The 7,668-nt window shown below is 66.3% G+C and carries 6 protein-coding genes; 3 read left to right on the top strand and 3 right to left on the bottom strand.

What is annotated here, in order from left to right; genetic code table 11:
• Nucleotides 1-981, top strand: a 981-nt coding sequence (locus tag MXD58_RS15590; protein ID WP_250609448.1) for an MFS transporter, incomplete at its 5' end; no start/stop codon positions are given.
• Between the two features lie 78 nt (nt 982-1,059).
• Here the strand turns inward: MXD58_RS15590 and MXD58_RS15585 are convergent.
• Together MXD58_RS15585 and MXD58_RS15580 are read right to left on the bottom strand one after the other, a co-directional pair.
• Complete coding sequence (locus MXD58_RS15585; RefSeq protein WP_248839674.1) at nt 1,060-2,004, bottom strand: phosphotransferase; 945 nt, start codon at nt 2,002-2,004, stop codon at nt 1,060-1,062.
• Between the two features lie 8 nt (nt 2,005-2,012).
• Complete coding sequence (locus tag MXD58_RS15580; RefSeq protein ID WP_248839673.1) at nt 2,013-4,664, bottom strand: hypothetical protein; 2,652 nt, start codon at nt 4,662-4,664, stop codon at nt 2,013-2,015.
• A gap of 804 nt (nt 4,665-5,468) precedes the next feature.
• Between MXD58_RS15580 and MXD58_RS15575 the strand changes: the two genes are divergently transcribed.
• Complete coding sequence (locus MXD58_RS15575) at nt 5,469-6,380, top strand: Dyp-type peroxidase (RefSeq protein WP_518478123.1); 912 nt, start codon at nt 5,469-5,471, stop codon at nt 6,378-6,380.
• Nucleotides 6,286-6,714: a Dyp-type peroxidase gene (locus tag MXD58_RS31690; protein ID WP_518478121.1), complete on the top strand. Its 429-nt coding sequence runs from the start codon at nt 6,286-6,288 to the stop codon at nt 6,712-6,714. Before MXD58_RS15575 ends, MXD58_RS31690 begins: the two co-directional genes overlap by 95 nt.
• Before the next feature lie 108 nt (nt 6,715-6,822).
• Here MXD58_RS31690 and MXD58_RS15570 read toward each other — a convergent pair whose 3' ends face one another.
• Nucleotides 6,823-7,191, bottom strand: coding sequence for a BlaI/MecI/CopY family transcriptional regulator (locus MXD58_RS15570; protein WP_250609447.1), 369 nt, complete (start codon nt 7,189-7,191; stop codon nt 6,823-6,825).
• Nucleotides 7,192-7,668 lie beyond the last annotated feature (477 nt).

Below are 7,668 nucleotides of genomic sequence, written 5' to 3'. Positions count from 1 at the left end.
GGGCTGCGCGGCCCGTTGACCATCGCCGGGAACGCCGGGCTGGCACTGGCCGCCGCCTTCCTCGCCGGCAGCAACGCGGTGTGGCAGGCGGGGGCGTGCCGGTCCGGGTCGTGGGTGGCCCGCGGGCTGGGCACCCCGACGCTGCTGGACAAGGCGAGCGCGACCGCGGCACCGGACAGGCTCGGCGCCCGGCTCGGCGCTGAACGTTCGGTGGGAGCCCTCGGTGCCGCCTTCGGCGCGCTCGCGGCGGCGCTGCTGCTCGCCTTCTTCGAGGTGCGCACGGTGCTTCTGCTCGCGCTGGTCCCCGTGGTCGCCGCGGTCGCGGTGAGTGCGCACGGCACGCTCACCGGCCGGAACACCCTCGACCACGACGCGCCGGCCCAGACCCGGCCCGGTCTCGCGCTGCTGCGCGAACCGCCGCTGCGCCGGCTCGCCCTCGGCATCACCTGCTACGAGGCGTCCAACATCGCGGCGGTGCTCCTGCTGCTGCGGGCCAGCAAGCTGCTGCCCGACGGCACCGGACGGCTCAGCCAGCTCCAGGCGGTGGCCCTGCTCTACGGCCTGTTCCACCTGTCCTCGGCGGCCGCGGCGGTGTTCGGCGGCCGGCTCGCCGACCGGTTCGGCGCCGGCCGGGTGATCGCGGTCGGCGCCGCCTTCCTGCTCGGCGCGTACGCGGGCTTCTCCTTCGCCGGCAAGGGCGACGTGAGCGCGATGGTCGTCTGCTTCCTGCTCGCCGGCGCGGCCGCGGGCGCCGTCGACGCCGCCGAGTTCACCGGCGCCGGCCGCCTGACCCCGCCGCAGACGCACCGGGCGGTGTTCGGCGCGCTCTCCGGCCTGCAGAGCGCCGGGCGGGTCCTCGCGACCATCACCGCCGGCGGCCTGTGGACCCTGGTCGGCCCCGAAGCCGGCCTCCTGGTCTGCGGCCCCCTGCTCATCCTCTGCATCGCCCTGTTCACCAGAGGCACCGACCGCCCGCGTTGACGACCGCCCGCAGTCCCGTGCACCAGCTCGCTCCGAAGATAAGCGCACCGCACCCGATGCTTACCCGCGACGTCTGCCCTAAGCCCACATCGGAAAACTGTTCTGCACCGACTCCACAAATCTCACCATTTCGCGATGATAGGAGCTTCTTTCCGGATTTGGAAAACGAATATTGTGTCGAATATAGCGATGATAAGCAATAATCATCGCGGCATAGACAATCTCCATCGGGAGGAAAATAAGGTCCGCTTCATCGAGCGATTCGATCTCCCGGTACCCGCCGACTATATCCTCCATCCGCCCAAGATCAAGAAGGCCGGCCTCCTGACCAAGGCCGACAATAGTCATTCCCAGATCGAGAAGAGGGTCGTCGAGGGAGATTGTCTCCCAATCCAGAACGGAAATATGGCCACAGTCAGTTGCAATGATATTGTCCGCAAAAAGATCACCGTGGCAAAGTCTACTGGCGCGATGCCGCTTCGCCTCCGCGGCACGCACTCGCCCGAGACCCTCGGAGAGCCAGCCGCCGAATTCTTCGTCGACAAATTGCGGAATCATGCCTTCCTGCGCGTACGAGAGCCGCCGGGTACCGCATGGGACGCCACTCAGATCTGGAGCGTTAGGGTCTAGTTTATGGATGCGAGCGAGAACTCGTCCAGCCTCGGGCAGAAGCGGTTGGGGAAGAGGGTCGCGCACCTCACCGGCGATCCACCGTTTCAGGATGATCGGTCGACCGTCAAACGTGGCAATAAGGTCACCCTCGACAGTCGGAACAACCTCTGTTGTCGGAATTCCCAGTCTGAACACAGTTTTCGTGTGCGCCGCGAGCCGCCTCGCACTTGGAATATCATGATTATCAAGGATGGTCAGAACAAACTCGCCACTGGCCGAAAAGAGGTGAAAGCTGGAGTTCGCAGCGCCACCCGCCAACGGAGACAGTACAATTTCCTCGAGCGCATATTCAGCTGAGACTGCCTCCAGGTTGACCTGGTCCGCCGTTGTATAATTTGCCATAGAGCTCATTCCCCTCGTCACACTGCCGCTTCCCGTCGCCGATCGTTGACGATCTCGGTCCAACGGGCGCGGACCTGGTCCGGTCCGTCCAGCCACTGTGCCAGAGGAAGGTCCGAGGGTGGCTCGTCGCCCGCGGCCAGGTAGGTCAGCTCCCCGAGGTAGGCGAACTCCTCGCCATGGATGCAAGTGTGCAGTTGGGCTCTCGCGTCGGCCAGGAGGGTCGGTGAATTAAGTACCACAGCATGTAGACATGCCGCGAAGCGGATGTAAGCAACCGAGGATGACAGGCCAGCTTCGCCGGCCGTCCCAGCCAGATCCTCGGCCCGTTCAAGAAGATCGACGGCGATACCTGCGTCTCGCAGAAGTTCAGCGGCACGCGTGTGGATCTCTGCCCACCGAAGCGAGATACCTGTCAGCAGAGCATCAGCGCGGGCGATCTGCTCCGTGGCACGATTCCTGTCCTGGAAGGCGGCTGCGAAGGCCATGCAGGCTTGCGAGAGCGCAGCCTCGCCCGGCTGCCCGGTTGCTATTGCTTCGTCTCGACTGGCAGCGTACAGGGAGCAGGCGAGGGTAATGTTTCCCTGAGTCCACCAGAGGTCGCCGAGGACGCGCTCTCGTCGCCCTTCCGGCCCAAGGCTCTCGGCAGTGGAAAGCACCTCTGGGAAACGTCCAGCCCGGCGGGCAAGATGCACAAGACCGCGAGCCGCAATGGGAACTAGTCTGCCACCACCATCGACTACCTGTCTCATTCCTTCCATAGACTGCCGCAGGTTTCCCAGGTCGCGGTCACATTCTGCGATGAAGTATCGAGGCAGTTCCAGAAGAGAGTCTGGCAATCGACCCGAGGCCAGGACGATACGAAGCTGTTCGGCGGTTCTACCGCGGTGCTGATGCTGCCGCTGGGAAATGGCGTTCAGCGCCATCGCCAGGGCATCCACCGAGCCGTTTGTCTCGCCATTTTCGCGAAGGTGCGGTCCCGGACTGGCGGGGAGTTCAATCGACTCCCAGACAAAGTCCTGGACGTAACGGAAGGCCGCATCCTCAAGCCAGCCAAGTTCCAGATTGTAGTCCCGGGCAAGAATCATGCCTTGCCTCAGCGCAGCGACCAATTTGCTGCGATTTCCGGTTGCCTCGCTCCCGTACGCGTCGAACGCGCGTGAGGCGGCCCGCCGCCAGTCCGCGGGTGTCCATCGATCCTCACTGACCGAGTCCGTTTCGCGTACTGCCTCTCGAATAAGATCATGCAATCGATAAGGCCAGAGGATATCTCGGTCTTCGTCGATGAATGGCCGCTCAATCAGCTCCAGCACCGGAGCGTCCTGGTCCAGCCCCGCTGTGGCTGAGGCGAGTTCCACCGAGAAGGAGCCGAGGAGACTCACTGCCCGCAAAACCCGTCGGACATCCGGGGTAAGATCACGAAAGGTGCGGGCAGCGAGCGCCGGAAAGTCCAGGTTGAACTCTTCGGCGGTCGGAGTCCTGCCGTGCCTCCTATAGAGGTCCAGAAAGCGCATTACCGCCAGATCAAGATACAGCGGTAGGCCATGAGAGTTGCCAATAATCAGACTCCTTGTTGCTTCATCAATCAGCGGTCTCCCGCTCACGGTGAGGCGCTCAGAAAGATATTTCTCGCAGTCGCCGGGTGACAGGTAGCCGACAATATGCTGACGCGGCTCACCGGACGCCCCACCGGCAAGCAGGGGCCAGAATTCGGGACCTGCCCAGTCCAGCTGACCTTCGAGTTTTCTTTCTGCCCATTCCAGCCTGTTGCGGCCCGTCACGATGAAGAGGGCATTCGGCATCAGCCAGACCATGCGCTGAATCAGTCGTTCGAGGTCACGATGTACACGATCGCCTACATCCTCAAAGGTGTCCAAGAGCACGGCGAGAGTCACCGCCTTCTTTGCGGACACTTGGCTCAGGTCCCAGGCGAGCAGATGCGAGTAGTAACTGAGCGCCTCCAAGTCCGGCTCGGCCTCAAGTAGGTCGGCCAGCCGTCGGCAGTCCGCAAGAGCCCGAAGCTGGTGCCGGTGCTCTCGCAGCCCCCGGATGATCGACTTCAGTCCTTGGCCGGCCAGGGATCCGATTGTTCCCGGGAATGCCACAGCCTGGGCGACGTCGGCCAGCGCCGACTGCATCTGGTCGGACAGCGAGCGGGCGCCTGGAAACCGGTTAAACCAAGTTCGGAGGCGGAGATATTCGTCGAGCGGCTCACCTGGATGGTTTCGGCTCCAGTAACGCTGAAATGCGATGTCGAACGCTGGCATGGGCTGGCCGATCTCGGCTACCGCCAGGCGAAGGGCCAAGACCAGCGACTCGAAGTCGCTACCAACATCCCGGGACAGGTCGATACGGACTGGGATTACCCTGCCCACTTCCTGCCGCAGTGGAGGCCAGTCAGTTCCCCGGAATTCGCCTGCGGACAGATGCTCAACCAAGCCACGCGAAAACATGGACTTACCGATGCCGCCAACACCATAAAAGACGAGGACGTTCTCGCGTGGGCTTTCCAGATCTTCCACGTCAAATGCGGAGTTCCGCGTGCGCTGCGTATGCCGGGCGAGACTTTCTGCCACGGTCGCCCACTCGTCACGCCGGTCAGCGAAGAAGTCGACTGCCTTCAGCTCACGGTCATTAGAACGGAAGATCGCGCGCAGATCCGATTGAGACACGTAGGCCAACCCTCACATAGACGACCCAGCGCGTCCATTGCATCACGAAGCGCGTAAGATCGTCAAGTCGCGAATCGTTTGCTAACCCACCACCACAGATCATTATCAGTGCCAACCAAATGGCGACCGGACACTGGCGGCTGATGGATCCGGTCGTCGTCCTCGACGCCGCAGTCTGCTCGCGGCCTTCTCAACGTCGCGCCGTCCGGCGAGGAGTGCGGTCCGCTGACGGCCCTGCGGCACCTATTCGTTCGTCGCGCTGCGGCGAAGACGTAGCCGGCGGAAACCGTAGTCGACGGCTCTGTCGTCGCCGACGGCCAGGTCGGCGACGACATTCGTTAGAGCCGGTCAGGCCGACCAGGCGGTCGCCGCGCTCGACATCGGTGCGGGAAAGGTGTATTTCGGCGACCTCCCTGCGGAGGTTGTGCACCGCGATGATGGTCTGGCCGTCGAGATCGGCGTGGTGCGCGAGGACGGACGGGACTCCGCAGTCGAGCACCGTGGAGGTGCCCCAGGCGAACTCGGGGCAGCGGCGGTATGTGCGAATCATCGCGGTGAACCAGGACAGCAGTGAGCCGGGATCGTCCTGCTGGGCCGCGACGTTGACGTTCGCCGGTCCGAAGTCGCCGTCGATGAGGTCACGTTCACCATCACGTTCTCCGACCGTTCGACGTTCGGTTTCACCGCGCCCGCGAAGGACTACTCGGGTGCCAACGAGACCTATGAAAGCGGTGACACGCCCAGGGGTGGCATGGGGACCACGTCACCGAAGCCGAGCGGGAGCCCGGTGGCGAGCAACCGCTGATGACCGCCGAGCAGGACGCCGGGCCCGGTCGGCGACGAGCGGGGCCGAGCCGGCGGCTGCTGGTCGGTGGCGGTGTTGCCGCCGGCGGCGCGCTCACCGCGATCGGCGCGGACCAGATGCTGGGCTGGGACGAGCATGCTCCAGCCGCGTCGCCGGACCAGGCTTCACCGCACGGCAGCCGGACCGAGCCTTTCCACGGCGTCCATCAGACCGGGATCGCGACAGTGCCGCAGGCCCACGCGACGTTCCTCGCCCTGGACCAGCGCGACGGGGTCGACCGCGACGGCCTCCGCCGGATGCTACGCATCCTCACCGATGACACCGACCGGCTCACCCGGGGCGAGCCGGCGCTGGCCGACTCCAAGCCGGAGCTCGGGCTCGTACCAGCACGGCCGACGGTGACCTTCGGGTTCGGCCCCGATCTGGTCGCGCGGGCGGCCGGTGACGCGGCGGTGCCTTCGTGGCTGCGCGCACTACCGCCGTTCTCCATCGACCGGCTGGATCCCGCCTGGACCGGTGGAGACCTGCTGCTGCACCTCGGCGCTGCCGATCCCGTGACGGCTGCTCACGCCGCGCGGATGCTGGTGAAGGACTGCCGTGGCTTCGCCGCCGTGCGCTGGCGGCAGACCGGATTCCGCCGCAGTCACGGCGCCGAACCCGCGGGCACCACGATGCGAAACCCATTCGGGCGGATCGACGGATCCGCCAACCCGACGCCCGGCACCGTCGAGTTCGACCGGCTCGTCTGGTGCGGCGCGGACCACGACTGGCTCGCTGGCGGCAGCAGCCTGGTGCTGCGCCGCATCGCGATGAATCTTGATAAATGGGACCGTCTGGACCGCTCGGATCGCGAGCAGGCCGTCGGCCGCTCGCTGTCGAACGGGGCCGCTGACGGGCTCCCGGGAGCATGACGAGCCGGACTTCACCGCGACGACGACGATCGGCTTCCCGGTCATCCCCGACTTCTCTCATGGTCGACGAGCCCGTTCCGACAACCCGGCGGAACGGATCTTCCGCCGCTCCTACAACTACGACGACAACCCGGCGGACGGGCAGGTGTCGAACTCCGGCCTGTTGTTCGCCTCGTACCAAGCCGACGTGAGCAGCCAGTTCGTGCCCATCCAGCGCCGGTTGGAGGAGCTCGACCTGCTCAACGAGTGGATAACCCCAGTGGGCTCGGCCGTGTTCGCGCTGCCGCCGGGATGTGCCCGCGGTGGGTTCGTCGGCGAGACGCTGCTGGCCTGAGCGGATGATCGGCGCGGTCCGCCGGTGTGCCACCGCGGGCCCTGGCTCGCGGTGGCACACCATGGCGTGGCTCGCCCAGTGGTGGTTCGCCTAGTCGTGGTCCGATCGTCAGCCAGCGACGGTCAGCGCGGCGCGGAGCACCTCCCGGTGGCCAGGCGGGAGTGCGCGGGCGAAGTGACGGAGCACGTCGTCAGGCCGGTCGCCGCGACGCAGAAAATCGATCATCTGGATGGCGGCGTGCTGCTCCGCGCGTTGCAACGGCCGGTAGGCGAAGCCCCGGCCGTGTGGCGCGCGGTCCGCCAGACCTTTGGCGACCAGCCGCAGCAGGGTGGTCGCCACGGTGCTCTGGGCCAAACCGCCGCCCAGGCGATGCTGAATCGCAGTGGGCATGAGCGGTTCACCGGCGGACCAGAGCAGGGCGAGAACGGCCCGTTCCAGTTCGCCTGCGGCACGCCTGGTCGCGGATGCCGCGGGCACCGCCGGGACCGCCGGGACCGCCGGCTGGCGAGCAAGGCCAGCGAGGCCAGCGGGGTCGGTCAAGGAGGGAGTTCTGAGGCTCACGGTGTCTCCAGGAAGCGTTGGTCCCCGCGCGCGGCTCATGGCTCGACCGTCCACGGATCGCCCGACGCACTGGCAGGCCAGTGGTCACCCGCGCGGGTGATGCGCCGCGACCGGGCAGGTCGACGTCCCCGGGGAAGGTCCCGGGACGTGGGGCCGCGCTGGTTCGGCGCAGGGTGGAAGTGCGAAGAACAGCGGTGCGCGCGACCCCGCCGCCGGTCAAGTCCGTGCGGGGGCGCGGGCGCGTCAGAGCAACGCTGTGCGGGGTGGTCCCCGCCTCGCGATCGCATGGCGCAGCGCCAGCAGTCGGGCGCCCGGCCGGCACGGGGAGAGCGCGGGCAGGCGAGCGGGGCCCGGGAGAGGGAGGACCGCCGTACGGCGGCGCCACCGCCGGGC

The organism is Frankia sp. AgKG'84/4 (assembly GCF_023242965.2).
GTDB lineage: Bacteria > Actinomycetota > Actinomycetes > Frankiales > Frankiaceae > Frankia.
This window is presented reverse-complemented; position numbering and strand designations above follow the sequence as displayed.

Coding starts and splice junctions, on each gene's coding strand:
- MXD58_RS15585 (WP_248839674.1), bottom strand. CDS start 2,004: ATGAGCTCTATGGCAAATTATACAACGGCGGACCAGGTCAACCTGGAG.
- MXD58_RS15575 (WP_518478123.1), top strand. CDS start 5,469: ATGACCGCCGAGCAGGACGCCGGGCCCGGTCGGCGACGAGCGGGGCCG.